The sequence below is a fragment of the Luteimonas sp. TWI662 genome (assembly GCF_039673825.1).
GTDB lineage: Bacteria > Pseudomonadota > Gammaproteobacteria > Xanthomonadales > Xanthomonadaceae > Luteimonas.
Genome location: NZ_JBDJMI010000018.1, coordinates 1 through 21,758, shown reverse-complemented (window position 1 = coordinate 21,758; position 21,758 = coordinate 1). Strand labels below are relative to the sequence as shown.

General features: G+C 64.5%; 14 protein-coding genes and 3 pseudogenes. 5 read left to right on the top strand and 12 right to left on the bottom strand.

Going from position 1 to position 21,758, the window contains the following annotated elements; translation table 11 throughout:
* Window positions 1-2 precede the first annotated feature (2 nt).
* The 3 genes from ABE488_RS12795 to ABE488_RS12785 form a co-directional block, all read right to left on the bottom strand.
* Window positions 3-1,427 carry a PepSY domain-containing protein gene (locus tag ABE488_RS12795; protein WP_346448722.1) on the bottom strand — a complete coding sequence of 475 codons (1,425 nt, stop codon included), beginning with the start codon at window positions 1,425-1,427 and terminating at the stop codon, window positions 3-5.
* Window position 1,428: 1 nt separating this feature from the next.
* Window positions 1,429-3,468: a TonB-dependent receptor gene (locus ABE488_RS12790; RefSeq protein WP_346448720.1), complete on the bottom strand. Its 2,040-nt coding sequence runs from the start codon at window positions 3,466-3,468 to the stop codon at window positions 1,429-1,431.
* Window positions 3,469-3,592: 124 nt separating this feature from the next.
* The gene (locus ABE488_RS12785) at window positions 3,593-4,060 is read right to left on the bottom strand and encodes a DUF2946 family protein (protein ID WP_346448718.1); all 468 of its coding nucleotides are present in this window, start codon (window positions 4,058-4,060) and stop codon (window positions 3,593-3,595) included.
* A gap of 267 nt (window positions 4,061-4,327) precedes the next feature.
* Here ABE488_RS12785 and ABE488_RS12780 point away from each other — a divergent pair, with 267 nt between their 5' ends.
* The gene (locus tag ABE488_RS12780) at window positions 4,328-4,492 is read left to right on the top strand and encodes a hypothetical protein (RefSeq protein WP_346448717.1); all 165 of its coding nucleotides are present in this window, start codon (window positions 4,328-4,330) and stop codon (window positions 4,490-4,492) included.
* A gap of 81 nt (window positions 4,493-4,573) precedes the next feature.
* On the opposite strand, the gene ABE488_RS12775 is transcribed toward ABE488_RS12780, so the two are convergent.
* Window positions 4,574-4,984: a hypothetical protein gene (locus tag ABE488_RS12775; RefSeq protein WP_346448715.1), complete on the bottom strand. Its 411-nt coding sequence runs from the start codon at window positions 4,982-4,984 to the stop codon at window positions 4,574-4,576.
* Between the two features lie 506 nt (window positions 4,985-5,490).
* On the opposite strand from ABE488_RS12775, the pseudogene ABE488_RS12770 reads away from it, so the two are divergent.
* Window positions 5,491-6,968 (top strand): annotated as a pseudogene (locus tag ABE488_RS12770) (SulP family inorganic anion transporter).
* A 36-nt stretch (window positions 6,969-7,004) separates the two neighbouring features.
* Here the strand turns inward: ABE488_RS12770 and ABE488_RS12765 are convergent.
* The 7 genes and pseudogenes from ABE488_RS12765 to ABE488_RS12735 form a co-directional block, all read right to left on the bottom strand.
* Window positions 7,005-9,041 carry a TonB-dependent receptor gene (locus ABE488_RS12765; protein ID WP_346448713.1) on the bottom strand — a complete coding sequence of 679 codons (2,037 nt, stop codon included), beginning with the start codon at window positions 9,039-9,041 and terminating at the stop codon, window positions 7,005-7,007.
* 215 nt (window positions 9,042-9,256) lie between these two features.
* Window positions 9,257-11,398: a TonB-dependent receptor gene (locus ABE488_RS12760; RefSeq protein WP_346448712.1), complete on the bottom strand. Its 2,142-nt coding sequence runs from the start codon at window positions 11,396-11,398 to the stop codon at window positions 9,257-9,259.
* A 36-nt stretch (window positions 11,399-11,434) separates the two neighbouring features.
* The gene (locus ABE488_RS12755; protein ID WP_346448710.1) at window positions 11,435-11,971 is read right to left on the bottom strand and encodes a copper chaperone PCu(A)C; all 537 of its coding nucleotides are present in this window, start codon (window positions 11,969-11,971) and stop codon (window positions 11,435-11,437) included.
* 38 nt (window positions 11,972-12,009) lie between these two features.
* Window positions 12,010-13,413, bottom strand: coding sequence for a PepSY domain-containing protein (locus tag ABE488_RS12750; protein ID WP_346448709.1), 1,404 nt, complete (start codon window positions 13,411-13,413; stop codon window positions 12,010-12,012).
* Window positions 13,414-13,421: 8 nt separating this feature from the next.
* Window positions 13,422-14,681 carry a TonB-dependent receptor gene (locus ABE488_RS12745; RefSeq protein WP_346448771.1) on the bottom strand — a complete coding sequence of 420 codons (1,260 nt, stop codon included), beginning with the start codon at window positions 14,679-14,681 and terminating at the stop codon, window positions 13,422-13,424.
* A 491-nt stretch (window positions 14,682-15,172) separates the two neighbouring features.
* A pseudogene (locus tag ABE488_RS12740) lies at window positions 15,173-15,652 on the bottom strand (TonB-dependent receptor plug domain-containing protein); the annotation flags it as partial.
* A 115-nt stretch (window positions 15,653-15,767) separates the two neighbouring features.
* Entirely contained in the window at window positions 15,768-16,169 is a 402-nt protein-coding gene (locus ABE488_RS12735) for a DUF2946 family protein (protein WP_346448708.1), read from the bottom strand.
* A gap of 651 nt (window positions 16,170-16,820) precedes the next feature.
* Between ABE488_RS12735 and ABE488_RS12730 the strand changes: the two genes are divergently transcribed.
* Together ABE488_RS12730 and ABE488_RS12725 are read left to right on the top strand one after the other, a co-directional pair.
* Window positions 16,821-17,288: a hypothetical protein gene (locus tag ABE488_RS12730; RefSeq protein ID WP_346448706.1), complete on the top strand. Its 468-nt coding sequence runs from the start codon at window positions 16,821-16,823 to the stop codon at window positions 17,286-17,288.
* Window positions 17,289-17,373: 85 nt separating this feature from the next.
* Window positions 17,374-17,715: a hypothetical protein gene (locus ABE488_RS12725; protein WP_346448705.1), complete on the top strand. Its 342-nt coding sequence runs from the start codon at window positions 17,374-17,376 to the stop codon at window positions 17,713-17,715.
* 2,340 nt (window positions 17,716-20,055) lie between these two features.
* On the opposite strand, the gene ABE488_RS12720 is transcribed toward ABE488_RS12725, so the two are convergent.
* The gene (locus ABE488_RS12720; protein ID WP_346448703.1) at window positions 20,056-21,006 is read right to left on the bottom strand and encodes an IS481 family transposase; all 951 of its coding nucleotides are present in this window, start codon (window positions 21,004-21,006) and stop codon (window positions 20,056-20,058) included.
* Between the two features lie 610 nt (window positions 21,007-21,616).
* On the opposite strand from ABE488_RS12720, the pseudogene ABE488_RS12715 reads away from it, so the two are divergent.
* Window positions 21,617-21,758, top strand: a pseudogene (locus tag ABE488_RS12715) (transposase); the annotation flags it as partial.

The window sequence follows — 21,758 nt, the reverse complement described above, 5'->3', positions numbered from 1 at the left end:
CATCAGGCGGCTGGCGGTGAACGCCAGCCCCGAGTGGCGAGGGCATCGAGAAGTCCCACCAGCAGCAGGGATGCCCCCACCAGTGGAAAGAGCAGGCCGCCGACGCACAGCAATGCGAACACGCCGGCAACGCTGTGGCCCTGTCGTGGCAGTGGAGGTACACCCAGGCCGCCCAATGGACGACGCTTCCACCACATGGCTGCACCGCTGACGCACAGCAATACGATCGCCATGCAGGCAATCAAGAGGAGCAGACGGTTGGCCGTGCCGTACTCCTGCCCGAGGTGCACGTTGATGCCCCATTCCAGCGCCCGCCCCAGCGGCCCGTAGTCGGCGTAGCGCATGTCAAGGAGAACCTCTCCGCTGTACTGATCCAGATGCACGACGCGCTGCTGGTCGAGTACTTCGGGATAGACCGAAGCGCTGTAGACCCCCAGGGCGCCGCGCGGCAGGCTGACGCTGTAGCCGGGCGCCAGGCCCAGACGTTCAAATGTCCGGATGGCGGCATCGATGCCGATGGCGCCCGGCTGCAGCGCCAACTCCCCCGGCCCGCTTCCGCCGTGTCCCTCGTGGCCATCATGCTCGGGCTGCGCCGTATGCCGGGCATGCGACGCACCCGAGGCCGGAAGGTGGGCCTGCTGCAGCGACCACGTGGGGACGGTGGTGTCGGTCAGTCGCTGGCGCGACATCGGCACTTCCACGCGCACGCCAGCGGGGTAGCCATCGTTGTGGCCGTTTGCCCAGGCGTTGACCTGCTTGCCCCATACCAGTGACCACGGCATGCCGGTCAGCGCAAGGAACAGCAGCACCAGGCCCACCCATACGCCCGTCACCGCGTGCAGATCCCGCCAAAAGAGGCGTTGGCCGGGTTGCCCGCGGACGGTGGTCACGCCTCCCTTCTGCCCGCGCGGCCACCACAGGTAGACGCCGGTCAGCACGAGCAGGATGGCCCAGCCGGCCGCGATTTCGATCAGTGCGCTGGCGTAGCTGCCCAGCAGATCCAAGCTGTGCAGCCGCCGGACCACACCGGAGAACGTCCCCTTCTCAGGTAGATGGCCCAGCACATGCGATCTCGCTGGATCCACGTAGTACACGTGTCGGTGTCCATCTGCTTCGATGACGCCGACTTCCACACTGCTGTCGGCACGCTCCGGTGTGCTGTAGCGAAAGACCTCGCCTTGGGTCACCGCGCGCACGGCGGTGATGTGGGCACTGGGCAGCGCCCTGCTCACGCTGTCCACCTCCACTACTTTCAATCCATGGTGAATCCAGCGGTCGATCGGCTTCTGATAGAGGTAGACCGCGCCGGTCAGTGCCAGCCATGCGATGAAGGGCAAGACGAGCAGCCCAGCGTAGAAATGCCACCGCCACACCGCGCGATAGAAGCGCAGGCGATCCGCATTGGCCGGTGTGGCAGTGGCCGTCATCTCAGAGCTCCCGTGTCCAGGTCAGGTAGAGCGCGCGGCCATCGCCGGGCGAGTAGCCCGATGAGCCGCTGTCGTACCAGGCGTAGAGATAGGCGCGATCGGTGGCGTTCTTCAGTTGCAACGTCAGTTGGCTGCGCGTGTCGAAGCGGTAAGCGGCGCTCAGGTTGAGCAGTGCATAACCGCCATAGCGCCCCAACGTGTTGGTACGTTCCACGTAGTAGTCACTTTGGCCGTTGCCCCAGGCGCTGAAGGTCCAGTCGTCGGTTGGACTGAACTCCATGCCTGCGCTGACCAGCCAGTTCGGCACATTCTCGATCTGCCGCCCCGCCGTGGCTGGCGCGCTCGGATCGGGCACTTCGATGGTGGCCTTTTGCCGTGAGTACGAAGCCCAGGTGCGCCAGTGCACGGTAGGTTGCCAGTTGGCCTGTAGATCCCAGCCACGGCGCCGCGTCTGGCCGACGTTGCTGACTTCATCGCTGCCGACCGACCCGTTCACACCCAGGATGGTCGCCACTTCGTCCGATGCGGTCTGTTCCCAGATCGCGATGCGAGTCTGCAGATGCGCAGCCGGGGCCCACTTCAGTCCGGCCTCCCAGCCTTCATTGATGGAAGGCGCCAGGTTGCCTGTCTGTGTGCGATAGGCGGCATTGCCGCTGCCGATCTGGAACGTGCGCCCCCAGTTGGCATAGCCCACCACCGCCGCGCTGATGGCATACGAGGCACTGAACTTGGGTTGCTTGATCAGCCCGTAGTCGTAGACCGGCGCCGTGGTGTCAGCCACCACATTGGTGAAATCACCGTAGATGCGGTCCACGCGGTAGGCCGGCACCAGTTTCAGACGGTCGATCGGACGGATCACGGCCTGCACGTATGCCCCGCGGGTTTCGAGGTCGAAGTTCCAGTCGCGCAGCGAGGCTTGCCGTTGCCGCCGCACGGTGCGAAAGCGCTGGGCGATGTTGTGCTGCCACTGCCCGTCTACGCCGACGTCCATCACCAACTCGGCAAGGCGGGTGTTTGGGCGCCAGATGGCATTGAAGATCAGGCCGCGATGGGTTTCGTCGTTGAGTCGTTCTTGCTGCGCGCCTCCCTCGGTGAAGGTGACCCAGCGCTGGTTGCGGTAATCGTTCTGGTAGGCCTTGGCGGCCCAGGTCCACTCCGCACCGATGCGACCGTCGAAGTGCAGGGCGGTCTGCAGGGTTTCGCGTTCGCTGCGGTCATCCTTGGCGTAGTCGGGGGACTGTTTCGGATCTGACCTGATTTCCGGATAGCTCAGGTAACCAGCCTCCAGCGCCGCGTTCTTGTAATAGCGAGTCGTCAAACCGCCGCGCCAGGCATCGTCGGTGGCCGTATACAACCATTTGCCCGCGAAGCTGCGCTGGGTCGAATCGGCATGATCGCGCTCTCCGTCCGACTGGCGCCAACCAACGAAGTAGTTCTGCGCCCAGGGGCCATGCTCGAAGCCCTTGGCCAGTTGCACATCCTGCGTGCCGAAGCTGCCCGCGGTCAGGCTGAGCTGGCCGTCATTCCCACCTTCGCGGGTGAAGACGTTGACGTCGCCGGCAATGGCATGCAAGCCATAACGCGCATCGTTGGTGCCCCGCACGATCTCCACGGCGGTGATGTCCAGGGGCCACACCGCATCCAGGTATGGCATGCCGCCAGCGTTGTCGTTGCTGGGGATGCCATCGATCAGAAGTTTGACGGCATTGATGCGGCCCTCGCCGTTGAACCCGCGGAACGAGAACCGTCCAGCATCGGTACCCATCTTGAACTGGGTCACCTGCACGCCGGGCGCGTTCATCAACAGTTCCCAGCTGTGCTCAACACGCTGGGACTGCAGCAGGTCTCCGCCGATGACGTCGACCGAACTGAATATCGAGTGGGCAGTGCGCTCTCGAGAGCCCTCGGTCGTCACTTGGATGGTGCCGAGGGTGAGTGCGGTGCCTTCTTGCGCGTACGCGCCGGTTGGCAGGCAGGAAAGGAAGCCAAGCGCAGTGGCCAGGCTGAGGAACAGCGAGGTGTGGGTCGGTTTCTGGGTCATGGTCACGGCAAGCAGCCCCCCGGCATACGTCGGGGGGGGAATTTGAAGAACGTCGGCACGCCCGCGCAGTCACGCGTGGGCATGGGGCGATATCAGGAGGCAATCCGCGCTGTGGCGCGGAGCATCAGGCGCGCAGTGGCGGCCCCCGGGCTCCAAGGTGCCCGACTGTGGGGCCGGCGACCCCATGCAACGACCAGACGCGCGCGTAGCGTGGTGGGCGCCAGCCGATCAATGCGATCAGCACCGCCACCAGCAGAACGACCAACCGCGCTGCGATCAGACAGTACTCGCAGCAGTCCACGCCCATGTCATGGTCGGCATGGCCGTCCTTGCCGGTCGGACTGATGTCGTCGTGTGGGCCATGAGCGGCGGGAGTTTCGACCGTCGCATGATGAGGGCGGTCGCCCGTTGTCCTCAACGCAAGCGCGTTGTCACTGTCGTGAAGATGATGACTGCTGCTTCGGCCGGCCTGCATTACAGCGTTGTGCTCGACGAGGTGCGCCTGTTGGCCATGCGTCGCGCCCCCGCAGTGCGCGATCCATCGACTTACAAATGGAGCGACGACAATGAGCAGCATGGCGATGATCGCCATTATGGTGAAGCTGCGGTGAAAGGGCACAGGGCGCACGGGCGGCATTGTAGGGCAAGGCGGCCTGGCGGCCCCAGTGCGACCTTGTGTCGCACTGGCTACTCATGAACGCGCGCCTCATCGCACGAGAGGTGCGGCAAACTGTCGCGCAGAGGCGCGAGACGGGCCGCCTAAAATACGACCTTGCGATGCCCTTGCGCCGCTGACGCGGCATGACAAGGTGCGAATCCGTACCTCACCTCAGGTGGCATCGAGGCTGGACATCCTCCCATGTACGACTGGTTCCCCATCGTCTTCATCATCTTCAAGGTCGGCGTGCTCGGCGTCGGCATGTTCTACGCCATCAAGTGGCACCACGACCAGGCGAAGAAGGACGAGCAAGAGAAGCAGGACGCGCTGGAGCGGCAGCGGCGGCGGGAGGCGGGTGAGGGGTAGGGGTTGCTGTGCGCCGCTTGGGCGCGGCGGCGATCGCGGCCGCATCTGAGATGGCGATTGGCCTGATGCGTTCGGCTTAGATCACAGGTATCGGGCCGGCTGCGGCAGCACGAGAAAGAATGGGCCTTCGCACAGCGCCCTGTCCTCGGCGGACACGGTTCGTGCTGCCGGCTCAGCATCAAGCAGTGCGCCCCCGATCTCGACCGGGCGTCCGTCGGTCAGAACCGATTCGCCGTTCGCATTGAGCACGCTCAGTCGTCCGTCAACCGTACCCATACGGTGGTCGTGCGGATAGACGAGCACGACAGTGCCCCGATCTGTGGATTCCAGGCTCAGGCATTCTCGCTCCACGGTGACCGTGCCGCGAAGGGGCGCGAAGTAATGGGTTTCTATCGGAGCGGGCGTACGCGCGAGCCGCACGTCTGCTGGGGCAATCGAAGACTCGACGTGACAGCCGGACATCATGACGACCGCGCATAGCGCGATCGTCATGGATCCGCTGCAGGGCGTTTTGCGGCTCATGGTGTGACCAGAATGTAATGCCCGGTTGCCGGGTACACCCGGTCGGCGGCCATGTAGATCACTTGGTACTCATTGCCGACCTGTCTCCCACTGACCTCCTCCTTGTAATTTGGACCAGCCAGAAGTAGAAAATTCGGCCTTGGGTTGAGGGGTGAAACGTGCGGCTGCGCGCCGCATCTTATTTTCGCTAGGGCCTCAGTGTAACGAGATGTCGAGCACGCGGTTGGCGGCGCGGGGCTGGGGAGGGGTGGCAGCGCCGAATTCAGTGCTGACGCTTGCTGCGCACAACCGCCAGGTTGTGCTTGTGAACGTCCCGGCCATAGAATGCGCGCGCCCTTGCGCTTTCATGCACCGAATGACGCCGCCCTGACCCTTCGACGAGCTTTGCATTGCAGCCGCCAGTCGGCTGATGGGTCTTGCGCCAATCTCTCTATTGTTTGCGTGCCGCCATCGAGCGGGTGCGCGCGGAGTCATTCATGTCTGTTTCCTATCCGCTGCGCGCGCAGTGGTTCGGCAATGTCCGCGGGGACGTGCTGTCGGGTCTTCTGGTTGCCCTTGCGTTGATCCCTGAGGCGATCGCGTTCTCCATCATTGCCGGCGTCGATCCGAAGGTCGGCCTGTATGCCTCGTTCTGCATCGCCGTCGTCACGGCGATCGCCGGGGGACGGCCCGGCATGATCTCGGCCGCCACCGGGGCCATGGCCTTGGTCATGGTGGACCTGGTCAAGGACCACGGCCTGCAGTATCTGTTTGCGGCCACGATCCTGGCGGGCTTGCTGCAACTGATTGCAGCGGCCCTTCGGCTCAACACGCTGATGCGCTTCGTCTCGCGATCGGTGGTGATCGGCTTCGTGAATGCACTGGCGATCCTGATTTTTCTGGCGCAGTTGCCGGAGCTCATCGGCATGCCATGGGCCGTGTTTGCGGTCTGCGCTGCGGGCCTGTGCATCACTATCTACTCCCGAGGGTCACGCGCGCTGTGCCACCGCCGTTGGTCGCTATCGTGGTGCTGACGCTTGTGTGCGTCTGGCTGGGTGTCGATATCCGCACTGTCGGCGACATGGGGCAGTTGCCCGACAGTCTGCCCACGTTTTTCATTCCGGACATCCCGTGGTCGCTGGAGACACTGAGGATCTTGCTGCCGGTCTCCGCAACGTTGGCAGTCGTTGGCTTGCTGGAGTCGCTGATGACGGCGCAGATTGTCGAGGACATGACGGATACCCCGACCGATCGGCGTCGTGAGTGTGCCGGTCAGGGGATGGCAAACGTTGCGACGGGTTTCTTCGGTGGCATGGCGGGATGCGCGATGATCGGTCAGTCGGTCATCAACGTCAGCTCGGGCGGCCGTGGCCGCCTGTCTTGCCTCGTGGCTGGCGTGGTCCTGCTTCTGCTGGTCGTCTACGCGGCGCCCTGGGTGTCATTGATCCCGATGGCGGCTTTGGTCGCCGTCATGATCATGGTCAGCATCGGCACGTTCCATTGGAAGAGCTTTGCCGAGCTCAGGACGCACCCCAGGGGCGCCAATCTTGTGATGATCGGAACGGTCGTCGTCACCGTTGCGACGCACGATCTGGCAAAGGGCGTCCTGACCGGTGTGCTCTTGACCGCGCTCAATTTCTCGCGCCGTGTCAGCGCGATGCTGCGCGTCGAAGATGAGGCAGGCGCAGCAGGTGATCGTATCTACCGCGTTCATGGCCAGGTGTTCTTCGCCTCGGCCGTCCAGTTCGTCAACAGCTTCGACTACCTCCATGCCGAGGGCCCGGTGACGATCGACCTGACGCACAGCCATTTCTGGGATCCAAGTGCGGTGGCCGCCCTCGACAGGGTCATCGTCAAGCTCAGAAGGCATGGCGCCGTCGTCGAGGTGGTCGGTCTCAACGAAGCCAGCGCATTTCTGGTCGACAGGCTGGGCAATCATCGCAAGCCGGCACCCACGCTGGATGCCGGCCACTAGCGCAGGGAGCGCGCGTCGCGAGGCGCGCAGTTTTCCCTACAACTTCACCGTCACCGACACGAACGCGCTCCGCCCCGCCGATGGCGAGAACATGGGCCGGGCCTCTTCCCAGAAGAAGCTGTCGTACCAGGCGTAGACGTACTCGCGACCGGTGACGTTGCGGAGCTGCATGTCCACGCTGGTGCGTGGGGTGAGCCGGAGCTTGGCGCTCAGGTCGAGCACTGCGAAGCCGCCGAACTTGTCGGTGAGGTTCCGCTCCTCGAGGTAGTAGTCACCCTGCGCCCGGCCTTGCAGTCCGAACTGCAGGGCATCGGTGGCACGATAGTCGAGGCCGAGGTTGCTGATGGTGCGGGGCGTCGCGGCGACTTCGTTGCCTTCGATCGACACGCCGGGCGCGCGGCCGTCGCGCTCGATCTTCGCCTCCTGGTAGGCGTGCGAGGCCCATAGTGTCCAGCGCTCGCCGATCTGCGCATCGAGCTGCAGGTCCACGCCGCGCCGGCGGGTCTTGCCCAGCACCACGGTCGTGCCGGTGGCGGGCATGTTGGAGACCTCGTTCTCGGCATCCTGCTGCCACACCGCCACGCGCCCGCGGGTGCCGGCGAACGGGCTGAAGCGCAGCCCGGCCTCCATGCCGGTGTTGGTGGAGGGGCGTATCGCCGCCTGTCCGGGCGTGAGGTAGGCCGGTGGCGTGCTGCCGGTGAGCACCTGGAAGGTGCGCCCCCAGTTGGCGTAGAGGTTGGTGTCGGCATCGGACCCGTAGACCACGCTGAGCTTGGGCTGGCCGATCGTGCCGTAGTCCTGCAACGGCGCCCGTACGCCGCCGGGCAGTTGGGTGGCGCCGTCGAAGCGGTCGACGCGATAAGCCGGCACGATCTTCAGCGACGTAGCCGGCTGCCAGATCACCTGCACGTACGCGCCTGCGTTGTCGAAGCTGTGGCGGTCGTCGTTCTGGACGCGTGCGGGCGTGGCGTCGAAGTCGGTCGGCAGGCTGTAGGCGAAGCGTTCGCGCACGTAGCCGTTGTGCTGCTGCTCGTAGTTCGCGCCGGCTTCGAGGGTGAGCGCCGGGTGGGCGGCCCAGGTAAGCGTGGCGAGCAGGCCAGATTGCGCCTCGTCCCAGACGCGGCGCTGGCGCGGGGCGTTGCCGGTGGCCAGGTCGCTGAAGGTGACGCGGCGGTCGTCGTGGTAACGGTTGTGGTAAAGCTTGGTGCCCAGCACCAGCTGGTCGGTCAGGGCCAGGTCCATGTGCAGGCCGAACTGACGCATGGTGCGGTCGTCGCCGTCGTGGGCATTGCGTCGTGCCGAGCGCCGGCGGCCGGCCTGCAGTTCTTCGGCGGTCATGAAGCCGGGTTCGTCGGCCTGGTGGCGGTAGGCGCGTGCGGTCAGGCCGATGCGCATGCCGTCCTCGAGGCTGCCGTAGAACCATTTGCCGCCCAGCGTGTACTTGTCCGAGCGGTCGTGGTCGCGATAGCCGTCCGAGGCCTGGGCGCCGACGAAGTAGTTCTGCGAGACGTCGCCGTGTTCGCGGCCCACGGCCAGTTGTGCCTGGCGAGTGGCGAAGCTGCCGTAGGTCAGCCGGGCATCGGTGTAGGTGCCGCCCTGGCGCGTGCCGAAGTTGATGTTGCCGCCGATGTTGTGCAGGCCGTAGCGCGGGTCGTTGCTGCCGCGCACGACTTCGATGTAGTCGATCTCCAGCGGGAACAGCATGTCGATGAAGCGCTGGTTGCCGCTGTTGACGTTGCTCGGGATGCCGTCGATCAGGGTCTTGATGGCATTGAGATAGCCCTCGCCGTTGAAGGCGCGGAAGCTGACCTTGCCCGACTCGGCGCCCTGGCGGGTCTCGGTGAGCTGGATGCCCGGCATCTGGCCGAGCAGTTCCCAGCTCTGCGCCACGGTCTGCTCTTCGATGCGTTCGGCACCGAGCACGTCGACCGACGTCAGCACTTCGTGTGCGGTCAGCTGCCCGCGGGTCTGGTGGACGTGCAGGGTGCCCATCGTGGTGTCGACCGATTGGGCGTGGGCGGCGCCGCTCGACAGGGCGGCGATCAGGGTGAGGCGTGGGAGGGTGACGGGCATGGGACTCGTTGCAGGCGGGGAGGCAGCGCCGGTGCGGGGCCGGAGCGGGGTCGCCAATTTATCATGTAATAACATTACAAAATAGACGCGCCGCGGTGTGCGGTGACCGCCCCGGCGTTGCGCTGGGCCGAGGCGTTGATCTGCCGATGGCGGCAACGAACGGATCGGGGCCACAGCGCCCGATCCGTGTTGCGAGCCCTTGCGAGCGGGCCGATTCAGAACCGCCAGCGAACCCCCATGTAGGCCGATCGCGGCTCGCCCGCCTGTAACAAGGCGTCGCCCGGATCTGCGCGATCGCGAACGGTCAATTGCCCGACGTAGGCTTCGTCGGTGAGGTTGCGCAGTTCGGCGAATGCCGACCAGCGCTCGCGTTCGATGCCCGCACGCAGGCCGAGCAAGTGGTAGGCGCCCACCCGATAGTGGTTGCTGAAGTCGGCGTAGCGCGCGCCGATGAGGTCGAACGTCGGGCCGGCGTGGAAGCCACTGTCATGGCGGTACATCAGTTCGCCGCGGACGACATAGCGGGGCGCGGCCGGCAGCGTGTTGTCGCCGTAGCGTGGGTCGTCATCGAACGAGAACGCGTTGTAGGCGGCGCTGATGCGTGGCTCGATGTGGTGGTGGTCGCCAGCGGCAAAGCGCGCGGCGATCAGCGCCTCGAGGCCGGCGTGCGCGGTGCGATCGATGTTGGACGACAGGCTGGTGCCGGGGGCGTGGGGGTCGTCGATCGAGAGGATCGCATCGCGGATGCGCGCGTAGTACATCGAGACGTCCCAGCGCCACTGCGCTGCGCCGCTCGACGACGTCGTTTGGCCACGCAGGCCCAACTCGGCGACGGTGCCGTGCATGGCGTCGAGCGTGCTGCCATCGCCGCGGACATCGTCCTCCAGTTCGAAGGTGGTGGGTGCTTCGTAGAGGCGGCCCAGGCTGGCATAGGCCTCGCCGAGCCCATCGAGGTGGCGAATGAGGCCGAGCCTGGGATTGAAGGCGGTGTAGTCGGCGCGTGGGTTGCGCACGATCCCGTTTGCCAGGTCGGTGTTGCGCACGTCCCGCCGGGTGAACACGCCCTGGCCGCCGTAGACCAGCGTCCAGTCGTCGGCAAGCCTCCAGCGGTCGACCAGAAAGACCTCGACGCTGTCGGAGCGGTTGTCCACGGCTGTCGACATGCCATTGCGGCGTCCGCCGTCGTTGCGGTAGAGGCCGCCGGTTTCATTGGTCGTCGCCAGGTTCATGCCGGCGAGCAGGTCGTGATTGCCCAAGTGGATGTTGTAGCGTGCCATGCCGGCGACGGTGCGCTGGTCGTTGTTCTTGAGCAGGCTGAAGACCTCGACTGGCGGCAGTGGGCCAGGGCCGTCGAAGTCGACCATGACCTTGTCCACGATCGGGTGGTAGAGGTGCTGGTCGTCGTAGGAGAGGCCGAATGTCAGATGCTGCCGGTCGTCGATTCGCCAATCGCCTTTCACGGCCAGCCGGGCGGTGCGCACGTTGAGTTGATAGTGTCCGGTGATGGCGGCAGCTTCTGCCTGGTAGGGATCGTCGGCGAACTGCGCTCGGGTCAGTGGGCCGGCGAGTTCTTCATCGCTGTCGATGTAGGTTGCGAACGCGCGCAGTTCGAAGTCGTCGCGCGGTTGCCACCCGGCGTTGGCATAGACGCCCGTGCGGTCCTGGCGGCTGTGCGCGCGATAGCCGCGGCGGGTCTTGTCGTCGAGGGTCAGCTGTGCATCGAAGTCGCCGGAGACGCCCCCCAGGGTCAGCCTGCCGTAGCGCAGCCCATGGCTGCCCGTGGTCAGCATCAGTTGGTGACCGGGGCTGTTGCGGGCAGTGGGCGAGGTGAAGTCGATGGCGCCGCCCAGATTGCTTGCGCCGTAGGTCAGGGCGTTGGCGCCACGTGCGACCACCACCTGTCGCGCCGACATCGGGTCGAGCGCCCGGTTGTGGTTGTTACCGTCGGCGGTGGTCACAGGCAAGCCGTCCTGGAACAACTTGATGCCGTTGCCGTCGTAGTGGGTCGCGTCCAGGTTCGATCCCCGGCTGGAGAAGTAGACGGCATCGCCGCCTGTGGTGCTTTCGGTCCAGATGCCAGGGACGAAGCGCAACGCATCGGCCATGTGATTGACGGTTCGGTCGTGGAATTCGTCGCCGTCGAGTACGGTGACGCCTCCGGGCGTAAGCGACCGTTCGGTCTCCAGGCTGTTACGAACGCCACGGACCTCGAGCGCGTCCAGTGTCGTGGCCGGCTGCGGGGGATCGCCGGATGTCGCAGTGGCGGATTGTGCAGTGGCATCGCAGATGCCGAGCAGCGATGCCGCGATTGCGAGGGTGAGCGGGATCTGCCGCGGTCGGTGTGTCGGGTTGAACATGTCGGCTCCAAGGTGGGACGCAGGCGTTGATCGGCGTCAGTGGCTGGCGTGCGCGTCGGGTGTGTGGGGCGTCGAGACGTCGTCATGAGGGTGGCCGCTTGTCGAATCACCACGCAGATTGCGCACGACGTAGGGAATGGTCTTGGCGCCGCCATGTTCGAAGACGAGCGTGATCGGGATCTCGCTCGCCTGCGCAAGCTCCGGCTTGGGCGACATGAGCATGAGATGCAGGCCGCCGGGCGCAAGCGCGACGTCCGAGTTTGGCGGTAGCGCGATGCCGTCGGGAAGATGGCGCATCTGCATCATCCCGTTCGCCATCCGCATGGTGTGGATCTCGATGTCTTCGGCAAAGCGCGTGTGCGCCGAGACCAGATGGTCGGCCGCGTCACTGTCGTTGTGGATGGTCATGTAACCCGCGGCGACGGGCGCGCCGGGCGGAGGTTGCCTGACCCATGCGTCGTGGATCGTCAGGTGATTGGCGCCCGGCGGCGGGACAGGCGTGCGATCCGCGCATGCGGCGAGGACGAGCGATCCCAAGGCGGTGGCCAGTGCGGTGGCGCGAAAGGACGTCATAACGGGTCTCCTGGGTGGCGGGGTAGGTGAGGGGCGGTTCATCGCAGCCAGCGCAAGGCCGTGACGCGTGGGCGCAGCCAGCGGTCGAAGGCGAGCACCACGAGCAGTGAGGCGGCGAGCAGCGGCAGCGCGATGGCCGAGATCAGCAGCAGTGCGAGCAGGACGCGGGTCGGGATGCGTGCGCTTGCGCCCGGTGCGCCGATGCGGCCGGGCGGGCGCCGGCGCCACCACATCGTGGTGCCGGTCACGACCAGCACGACGACGCCGATGCAGGTTGCGAGCATCACCAGTTGGTTGAGGCGCCCAAAGTAGTTGCCCATGTGCAGCTGCACGCCCAGTTCGATGGCCTGGGCGACGACGCCGTAGTCGTCGAAGCCGGTACTGACCAGGAGCGTGCCTTCGCGGTCGAAGTGGTAAGTGACCTGCCCTTGCGGCCGTGCGGGATAGGTGTAGGCCGTCAACGCGCCGCGCGCCTCGCTGGGCAGGAACACGCGCAACTCGTCGTCGGTGCGGGCGGCGCGGATGTGGGCGATCGCGCGTTCCAGGCCGACTGTCGTCCAGTGCCTCGCGCCGGGTTGCGGTGCAGGAGGGGCATGGCCGTGGTGGGCCGATGTCGTGTCGGCGGCCGGCATCGGTGCGTGCTGCAGTGTCCACGGCACGTCGTTGAAGGCGTCGCTGACCTGCGGCGCCTGCGGCGCGGCATAGCGTCGGTAGACCGCCGGGTAGCCTTCCCCAACGAGCTCGGCGCCGCCGCGAATCCAGCCGCCCCAGAACACCGCCCAGGGCAGGCCGGTCGCGACCAGGAACAGCACCAGCAGCGCGACCCAGAGCCCCGTCGCGCGATGGATGGATTTCCAGAGCATGCGGCCGCGGCTGCCAAGCTTCGGCAGCACGGCACGCCACCAGCGCTCGTCCTGCGCACGCGGCCAGCCCAGGTACAGGCCACTGACGATCAGCAACACCGTCCAGCAGGCGGCGAGCTCCATTACGTAGCGGCCAAAGGTGCCGAGCATCAGCGACCCGTGCAGCCGCTCGGCGATGCCGACCAGCGTGCGCGCGGGTGCGAGGACGCCGAGCACGGTGCCATCGCCGGGGTCGACATAGGCGATGCGGCTTGCGCCGTCGGCCAGCTGCAGATGCACCTGCGCAGCGCGGAGGTGGTCGGCCGGCAGATCGATGCGTGTGGGTGTGGCGTCGGGCGTGTTGGCCTGGGCGGCGTCGATCATCTCGCCCAGCGGCACGCGCGCGGTCCAGGGCGCAGAGGTGAAGCGTAGTTGCGGGTAGAACGCGTCGTTGAGTTCGTCGTTGAACAGGTAGATCGCGCCGGTGACCGCGAGCACCAGCAGGAACGGCGCCACGAACAGGCCGGCATAGAGGTGCCAGCGCCAAAACAGGCGATAGCGGTCGTTAGCGGCGTGCGGGGTGAGGGTGGAGTTGTCCATGGACGTGCTCAGAACCGCGTGCGCAGGGTCATCTCGACGCTGCGCGGTGCGCCGAGGTAGACATGGGTGGCCGGGTAGCCGGAGTACTCGCCGTACAGGGCGTCGCCGACGTTGCGCATCCGCAGCGCAAGCGACACGCGGGGCCAGTCGTAGCCGGCCCAGGCATCGAAGGTCGTGCGGCCTCGCACGTAGTAGGTGTTCGCGTTGTCGGTGTAGAAGCCGCCGACGTGGTGGCCGCTGGCGCCGAGCGAAACTGGCACGGCTGGGAAGCGATACGTGGCTGCGAGCGAGGCGGTGCCATTGGGCACGTTGCTGGGGCGCTTGCCACGGCGATCGGCGCCGCCGGCCTCGATCAGTTCGTCGAAGCGCGCGCGGCCCCACGTGGCCGAGGCCTCCAGCCGCAGGCCGCGCGTGGCCTGCAGGTCGGCTGCCAGCTCCAGGCCCTGCGAGGATTGGCGACCGCCCTGCACGCTGATCATCGGGTTGGCCGGATCGCGGGTCAGGATGCCGTCGCGCTCGATGCGGTACGCGGCCGCAGTCAGCGACAGGCGGCTCTCCCAGGCCTCGGCCTTCAGCCCGACTTCGGCTGCGCGTGCGTCGGTCAGGTCGAAGCGGCCCGACGCGGTCTGCAACGTGAGCATGCTCGAGACCGGGCTGGCCGCAGTGGAGACCTGGCCGTACAACTGCAGGTGGTCGCCCAGGTCGAACACGCTGCCCAGGCGCCACGACAGCGGTGTGTAGCGCGGCGCGAACGTCGTCCGGGTGCCTTTGATGCGGTCGTCGATGCTGCGGTCGAGGTCGATCCGCTCGTAGCGCACCCCGCCGATCAGCAGCCAGCGCGGCGTGAGGTTGACGGCGTCTTCCACGAACAGTGCACGCGTGCGCAGCCCGGTCCGGAAGACCTGGTCGCTGGTATAGGCGCCCGAGTCGGCACTGGGAAATGTGCCCAGTGCGGGGGCGTTCGGCGTGACCGGTGTGGTGGCGCCACTCTGGCGTGGATTGACGAAGTCGGTGTCGTTGATCTCCAAGCCGATGGTGAAGCGGTTGCGCCGCCCCGCAAGCGGGCCGTCGTAGGCCATGGCCAGCCGCTCATTCCAGAAGCGGTGATCGTGGAAGACACGCTGCACGCCGCGGGCGTAGAGGCCGGTGCTGCGGTCGTAACGCCAGTCGTCGGAGTAGACGAAGTCGCGATCGGCGCGGTAATGCGCCAGGTCGTTGCGCAATTGCCAGGTCGGCGACAGCGCGAGTGTGGTGTTCCAGCGCAGCAGGTCGCTGCGGGCGCCGCTGTAGGCGCCGATCGGGTTGTAGTTGGTGTGGCGGGTGCGCGGTCGATCACCAGGCCATCGGCGCTGCGCACGACGCGCGATGGCGCGATCGCGTCCTCGATGGCAATCATCGGCGCGCCCTGATACGTACCGGTGCTCTTGTCCTGCGCGTGTTGCCAGGACAGCAGCATCGACAGCGTCTCGCGTGGCGCCCAGGCCGCGCTCGCCGACAGCGTCGACGTCTCGATCGCGTTGCGCTCGATGTCGTAGAGACTGTCGGCGCGCAGGCCACTGGCGTCGAGCCGAACCGCGAGCGTGTCGGAGACCGGCTGGTTGAGGCCCAGGCCGGCACGGCGCGTGCCGAAGCTGCCGAGGCCGAGCATGCCGTCGATCGCGGTGCCATCGGTGCTGGGCCGGCGCGTGACCAGGTTGATTGCGCCGCCCATCGCGCCTTCGCCGTACAGCACCGAGGCCGGGCCGCGCAGGATCTCCACGCGGTCCAGCGACCAGGTGTCGACGTCGCGGGTGACGAAGGTCGACGCGCCCAGGCGCACGCCATCGTGCAGCACCGAGACGGTGTTGCCGCTGAAGCCGCGGAGAGTCACGACCGCGGGATTGCCGGGCACATTGCCGACCATCGCGCCCTGCGCCAGCGCGAAGGCCTCGCGGGTGGTGCGCGCGCCCCTGCGGGCGATCTCTTCGCGGTCGATCACCTGCAGCGAGGCCGGCGTCTCGCGCTGGGTCAGGCCCAGGCGGCTACCGGTGTCTTGCGGCGCATCGAGCGTGCGCAGGCGTTCGCCGCGTACCTGCAAGGTGTCGAGTGTGGTGGGCGAGCGATCGGACTGGGCACGGGCTTGAGCGAGCGCGGGCGGCGACAGCGCCAGCGCCGTCAGTACGGCGAGCGGCGCATACGATCGAAAGGCGCACGGCGCGTCGGGGGCCGACAGTGGCCCGAACGGGGTGGAACGAAGCATGGGCAGGATCCGGTGTTGCGTGCGGCGCGGCATGACCACGCGCGCACGCACGACGCCGCGCAATGCGCGGTCGTCGCAACGAAGGAGGCGACCCGTCAGGTCGCGGCGGCTTGGATCAGGCCGCCAGCGGTGGTCCGCGCGAGCCCAGGCCGCAGGGATGCCGTGCCAGAACGCGTCGCGTGCGCAGAATGGGCAGGGGCGAGGCGATAGGCGGTGCCAGCGACCACGCCAGCCACAGCACCGCGATCAGCGTGGTCGCAAGCAGCGGGCAATAGGCGCAGTCCGGCATGTCGCCGTGGTCCATCGGCGCGGGCGGTGGCGTCTCGAGCAGCGCGAATGGGTCGACCATGCTGACGAGCTTGTCGCTGCCCGTCGTGCACAGCTCCATCAGGACCGTGCGCGGCGCCTCATGGTGCGCGGCGGCGAGTCGACCGACCGACGGCAGCAACGCGAGCAGCAGCGTGGCCGTCAGCGACAGCCATGCGAATGCGCGTTTGAAGCGGCGGCCCCCGGACATGGTGGAAGTCTACCGGGTGCGTTTGGGGTTGAGAGGGGGGTGTGCGAGAAGCAGGTGCGACTGTTTGTCGCAGTGCTGGGCGCGTGTGAGCGCATCAACGCGCGGTGCACATGACCAATGATCCTTAGAGGTATCGGCTGCCCCACCATATGGTGTCGCGCGTCTGGTTGTCGTATCGTCGACGAAACGCACTGCGGTATGTCGGTTCACGACGGCGCCGGGCGACGAGGCGATGCTGTCTCATAATGCATTATCGCGTCCCGGGGGCTTCGCGGTGTGATCGGGTGTTGTACGTGAGGGGCAGGAGAATCCTGGTCGGGCAGGTTGGTTGATCGGGGAATTGAGGGGCTCGATCTAAAGTTCATTGGACGCACCTCGGGCATCTATGGGGTGACAAGTAGCGCATGATGCAAAGGGTCTTTGGCTTCGTAAGCCTCTTGTTGTTCTCGTTTCTCTTCATTCGGGTTGCTCTGTAATTCATCAAAAAGGTGCTGGATCAATCCGAATTCATGGGCTCCGACATCATGGTGAGGGATTTGGATTGATGTTCGGTTTCGTTGCTGTCATGCAGCGGCTATCGCTCCGCGGTAGGAAGATGGATCATTGATCCGGGGCAGGATCGCGGAGTTCAAGGGGAACAGGGGGGGGCGGATGTCGAAGGACAGCGATGCCTTTGCGCGGGCTTGGCAGTTGATGGAGGAAGGCCATGTCGAGCGGGCGTATGAGCACTTCTTGCAAGCGGCTCATGCCGGGGATTCTGACGCGAACTTGGCGATTGGATATCTCATTGAGTCTGGAGATTTTTCTTGGTTGGAGGAATCCAAGGCCGATGAGTTCTACACAATGGCAGCTGAGCAGAACAATGCGTATGCGCTGTTCAATCTCGGGCTGAACAGGCTCGATTCCGGAGATAAGACCGAGGCAGCCGAGCTGATGACCAGGTCGTATTGCGCTGGTGAGCCGGACGCTATGGTCTACTTGCTGGAGCTCTTCCAATTTCTGAAGGTAGAGTCTATTCAGAGATCGGAGCTTGAGGCGGCGCTGGGGATCGCGCTAAAGCGCGGCGACCTATCCGAGCTTCTCGAAAGCAGGGCAGTGGCTCTGCTGCGTCAGATCTAGGTCTCGTTGATTTCTTCGATACCGAAGTTGGCATGTGATAGCGAGTCAAGGAGGGCGAGTGGTTTCTGGACATCGAGGCCTAGTATTGATCGTGCTGCTATGGGCAGTGATGTCGTGCGCCAGTACCGCTCGTAGTGCTGATGGTGTTTCCGTCGCTAAGGCAGCTGCTGTTGCTTATGCGCGATTTGAGGCTGATTTCGAAAGGGAGTATTCAGAGCATCCGATCTCCGAAGACACGATCAAGCTTCTGGCGTTCTCCCGCAATCCAGGCAACTATGACCTGGGCGTCAGTCAGACGGATGAGCTGTATGTCGTCGTCTTCTTGTCGAGGCGTGTCCCGCCCTTCGAGAATGTCACTGGCGGCGGCGGGGAGTATTGGGTCAGAAAGAGTGATCTGTCTGTAGTCAGGTCAATTGGCTACAAGTGAACCTAGCTAGGAGTAGGGATAGTGCGCTGGCGTTACCCGTGCGGTGGCGCTATCCCGAGAGCCCTGCCGATGTGTGTACCAGACCTCAATCTTGCGGGTAGCGTTATGGAGAGAGTCGTCATCTTGTTCCTGGTCGGGCTCATGGCTGCCTATCTGTTCTCGTGTTCTTCGGTGTCCAAGCACAAATCGCGTGCATTTGGATTAGTAAGCTTGGGGGATGATCGTCATGCGGTTGTCCAAGCGCTAGGCGCCCCTGATGTGGCCGAGCCGCCGAGAAAGCTGTTCACTCGCTATGCGTCAAGGCCTTGCAGCGGCAGTTGCAAAGAGCGTCTATGGTTCGAGAACAGGCTCAGTCTTGGAATTGAAGCTTGGTCGGTCGAGCTTGGTGAGGATGGGAGGGTGGTCCACAAGGCCCATTGGCATTCGCCCTAGGCGCTGATGATCCTCTGGGCTCAAGGGGGGGCGTTCGCGCACTCAGTGGAATGCGGGGTGTATCGGAATGATCAAGCACGTTGTTTGCATAGCTGGCGCTTTGTGGCAAACCTGCAGGCGTCGAGCGCTTCGATCGGATTCGGCGCGTCGAAGTTCGCTTTCGGCATCTTCATGTGCTTTTCGAACTGCCTCTACCATTCCGGCGTTGGCCATGGCCGTGTGCGGTCAAAGCCCGAGCTATGAACAATGTGTAGCAATCATCGAGAGGGAGGCCGAGTTCAGGGCGTCGCGTTTCGGATTGGAGGCGAACGACGAATATATCGAGTCATCAAGACGTAGAGGAATATCTCATTGCGTGGCTGGGCGCACCTATGATCGCGATGGCTATATTTGCATGAGAGATGCTCGGAATGATGATGAAGTAGAGCGGTGTATGGGGCGGACTCACGAAACCTCGAGATTATGGTGCGTCATAGGTCCTCAACGGTGGCTCTCATCTGGTGACTGATGATGCACGTACTCCGCATTCTGTTGATCGTCGCATCCGTTGGGCCTGTGGTATGGGGGTGGGCGCGTGCTGCTGGCAATCCCCTGCTAGAGGAGATGGAGATGCTGGTCGGCCCTAACGCTCGAGCATGTGGCCTCGTCCCTCTGGGCGGTGCGACAGACGTATCCTGGGCGTGTGCTCAGGACGCGGAGGCGAGGGGTGCGCCCTATTGGATTGCGATCGAACGTGCTGGTGTGGATTCGGAGGTATGGGTCGCCGCGCTTCGCACACCCTCGGGTGGGCGTTACATTCTCAAATATGATTCAGATTATCTCGGAAGAGGTGAGCGCAGGCCAAGGTTTTTAAGGGAGCTGTGTGATGGGTATGTCGTTCTCGATATGCACCGCGACCAATTCCTCCAATGTTCAAGGAGTGATCAGGCGGCAGGTTGATAAGCTAGATAGCCTGAAGTAGTTGCATGGCTCAATTCGAAAGGGTGGTACTAGCGCTGGACTTGAAATTGGAGGGCGTGATTTGGGCAGGCAGGCGAAGTGGTGCTTCGGCGCATTCGGAATAGCGGTGGCTGTGGTTCTGCATCTGTTCTTGCCGAGCTGGGTGTCGATCTTCATGTTCTTGCTTGTCCTGGCTCTCTTCGCTCTGTGCTTCGTGGTCGGGATAATTTCTCGTTCTGGGTGCAGGAATGAGTCGTTAGGCAAAGCGGTCCGGGACTTCTTTTGGGGGCTGTGATCGTCCCTTCCGGCATCAGGCTGCCTGGAGCAGATGAGTTGGTGGAGCGCAATGGAAAATCAGTCGGACGACTTCGATCTCGTCGAGGGGCTGTACCTTGGGCAGATGGCAGCGCGGGCAGATGGCGGCATGTCGAGCTTGTCAGCATGTGAGCGCGCAGTTGTCATTGCTTGGTGGGCTAAGGGCGTGATAGACAACGGTGGGCTCTCATATCTGTACGAGTTTTCCGTTGACATAGATGATGTCGAAGCCGCGTTCCGGGAGGTTGGCGCGGCTGTTGCGGCGGAAGCGTGTGTTAAGTCCAAGTCGGAATTTCTGCGCCGCCAAGCGTTCAAGGAAGACTCGAACAGTGTTGCGGCACTTTGCGCGGAGAACGCCTCATGCGGGCATCTAACTTTTTTTTGGGGGCGGGCGGCATCGTGCGAAGGAGATTTGGTCATAGCCATCTCGCGTCGTGATTGGAGTACTTATGGATTGCATGATGCGCGCGCTTGCTGTTCTTGCGTGGCTTATAAGCCTGGTCCTTGTTGTCAGGCTCTTGCGGAGCGGTCGCAGTGCTGTCGAGAAGTTGATAGGCGGCTTGTTGCTTGTGGTCCCCATCCTTGGGCCACTTCTGTACCAGTTTTTCATTGAGCCGCCGCCGCCCCAACACCCCAGTCTGCGTGCGGGTGGCGCTAGATGTGTAAAGCCAGTACGTTGTTCACGGGTATGGAGATTCTGGAGATAGGCGGGTTGTAGCCGAGGCTGGCATGGGGTCGATGCCAGTTGTAGGTGTGCAACCAGTTAATGAGCTCAGCGGCCCGCTGGTCGGAAGTGTCGTAGCTGCGGGCGTAGGCCCATTCGCGTAGGCTGGTCTGGATGAAGCGCTCGGCTTTGCCATTGGTTCGCGGTGTGTAGGGGCGCGTTCGGTGGTGTTTCAAGCCAAGTCGCCGGACGGCCCGGACAAACAGCGCAGAGCGATAGCAGGCACCGTTGTCGGTAAGGATCCGGTCGAAGGACACGCCCAGAGTCCGGTAGTAGCGCAGGGCCGCCATCAGTGCGTGAACCGCGCTGATGGCCCGCTCATCTCTCTGTATGCAGGAGAAAGCGACCCGAGAGTTGTCATCGATCGCGACATGGACGTACTCCCAGCCGGCGCCGTCACTGGACTGGGTGCGATCCCCCGTGACCCGGTGTCCGGGACGCCGGAAACGTCCAAGCTTCTTGATGTCCAGGTGCAGCATGTCGCCGGGGTTGGGATGCTCGTAGCGGTTCTGGGGACGCGGTGGCTCCAGGGCCGAGAGCCGGTTGAGACCGGCCCGTCGAACGATCCGGGCGACGGTGCTCTGACTCAACCCGAGCGCATCGCCGATCTGACGATAGGTCTGGCGCTCGCGCCGCCGCGCCAGCACTTGCACCGTCACCGATGCGGGCGTCGCATGGGGGCACCGCGCGGGCTGGGAGTTGCGATCCACCAGCCCAGCCACCCCTTCGCAGCGGAAGCGATCGAGCCACTTGTAGGCGGTGCGCGGACTGACACCGCACGCCTGCGCGGCCTCTGCTACCCGCAATCCTTCTTGCAGAACCCGACGCACCAGAAGCGCTCGACCATGGGGCGTCAATCGGGCATGTTTATGCAGGTTCATCCGGGGCTCCTGGGGCTGGGTTGGCTTCGTAACCCCCCATCTTCCAGAGACGCCCCGGATGAACAACCTACTGAAAGATCACAGCTAGAGGGGATTACACGCATCGATGGATTATGCTCAGGCCGGTTATGGAGCGAGGCTTGGCGCGTAGCGCAGAAGTCCGTGAAAATGAGGGTGCGGCCGAAGAGAACGTGTCGACACAAGCTCGGGATCGAGGCGCGTGATCGCTGTTGCTCTGAGTTCTTATTGGCGTGCGCCTCGTGACGCTGGTTGAGTTGCCCGTCAAGCTATTTGCAAGAGATGTACGTAGGCCGTTCGCGGGAGGAGACGAACTGCTGGCGCGTGAGTTGATCTTCTGACGAGAGAAGAAGCCCCGCCACAGGCGGAGCCTCCGCTACGCACGTAGCCCTACGGCTCCAACACCCAATCGTTATGCCCCGGGTGATAGGTCGGGTGCTCCTTCATGTAGGCCTTCACTTCATCCATGGCATCGGCTTCGCGCTTGAAGTCCGCCTTGCGCTTGTCGGGGTCGAGGAAGGTGACGCCCCCCCCCCGCAATTGAGTAGCAGGCTACTTTGGAGTCCAATCCCCAACGAGAAGGAGATTGGACGTGAAGAAGCGTTTCAGCGAAGAGCAGATTGATCGGCTTCCTGCGTGAGGCCGAGGCCGGTCTACCGGTCAAGGAGCTGTGCCGCCGGCATGGCTTCAGCGAGGCGTCGTACTACCTGTGGCGCAGCAAGTTCGGCGGCATG

What these genes read in the sequence shown, in the direction of transcription:
- ABE488_RS12735 (WP_346448708.1), bottom strand. Translation starts at nt 16,169, where the DNA reads ATGTCCGGGGGCCGCCGCTTCAAACGCGCATTCGCATGGCTGTCGCTG.
- ABE488_RS12720 (WP_346448703.1), bottom strand. Translation starts at nt 21,006, where the DNA reads ATGAACCTGCATAAACATGCCCGATTGACGCCCCATGGTCGAGCGCTT.
- ABE488_RS12790 (WP_346448720.1), bottom strand. Translation starts at nt 3,468, where the DNA reads ATGACCCAGAAACCGACCCACACCTCGCTGTTCCTCAGCCTGGCCACT.
- ABE488_RS12750 (WP_346448709.1), bottom strand. Translation starts at nt 13,413, where the DNA reads ATGGACAACTCCACCCTCACCCCGCACGCCGCTAACGACCGCTATCGC.
- ABE488_RS12730 (WP_346448706.1), top strand. Translation starts at nt 16,821, where the DNA reads ATGTCGAAGGACAGCGATGCCTTTGCGCGGGCTTGGCAGTTGATGGAG.
- ABE488_RS12760 (WP_346448712.1), bottom strand. Translation starts at nt 11,398, where the DNA reads ATGTTCAACCCGACACACCGACCGCGGCAGATCCCGCTCACCCTCGCA.
- ABE488_RS12780 (WP_346448717.1), top strand. Translation starts at nt 4,328, where the DNA reads ATGTACGACTGGTTCCCCATCGTCTTCATCATCTTCAAGGTCGGCGTG.
- ABE488_RS12775 (WP_346448715.1), bottom strand. Translation starts at nt 4,984, where the DNA reads ATGACGATCGCGCTATGCGCGGTCGTCATGATGTCCGGCTGTCACGTC.
- ABE488_RS12795 (WP_346448722.1), bottom strand. Translation starts at nt 1,427, where the DNA reads ATGACGGCCACTGCCACACCGGCCAATGCGGATCGCCTGCGCTTCTAT.
- ABE488_RS12765 (WP_346448713.1), bottom strand. Translation starts at nt 9,041, where the DNA reads ATGCCCGTCACCCTCCCACGCCTCACCCTGATCGCCGCCCTGTCGAGC.
- ABE488_RS12785 (WP_346448718.1), bottom strand. Translation starts at nt 4,060, where the DNA reads ATGGCGATCATCGCCATGCTGCTCATTGTCGTCGCTCCATTTGTAAGT.
- ABE488_RS12755 (WP_346448710.1), bottom strand. Translation starts at nt 11,971, where the DNA reads ATGACGTCCTTTCGCGCCACCGCACTGGCCACCGCCTTGGGATCGCTC.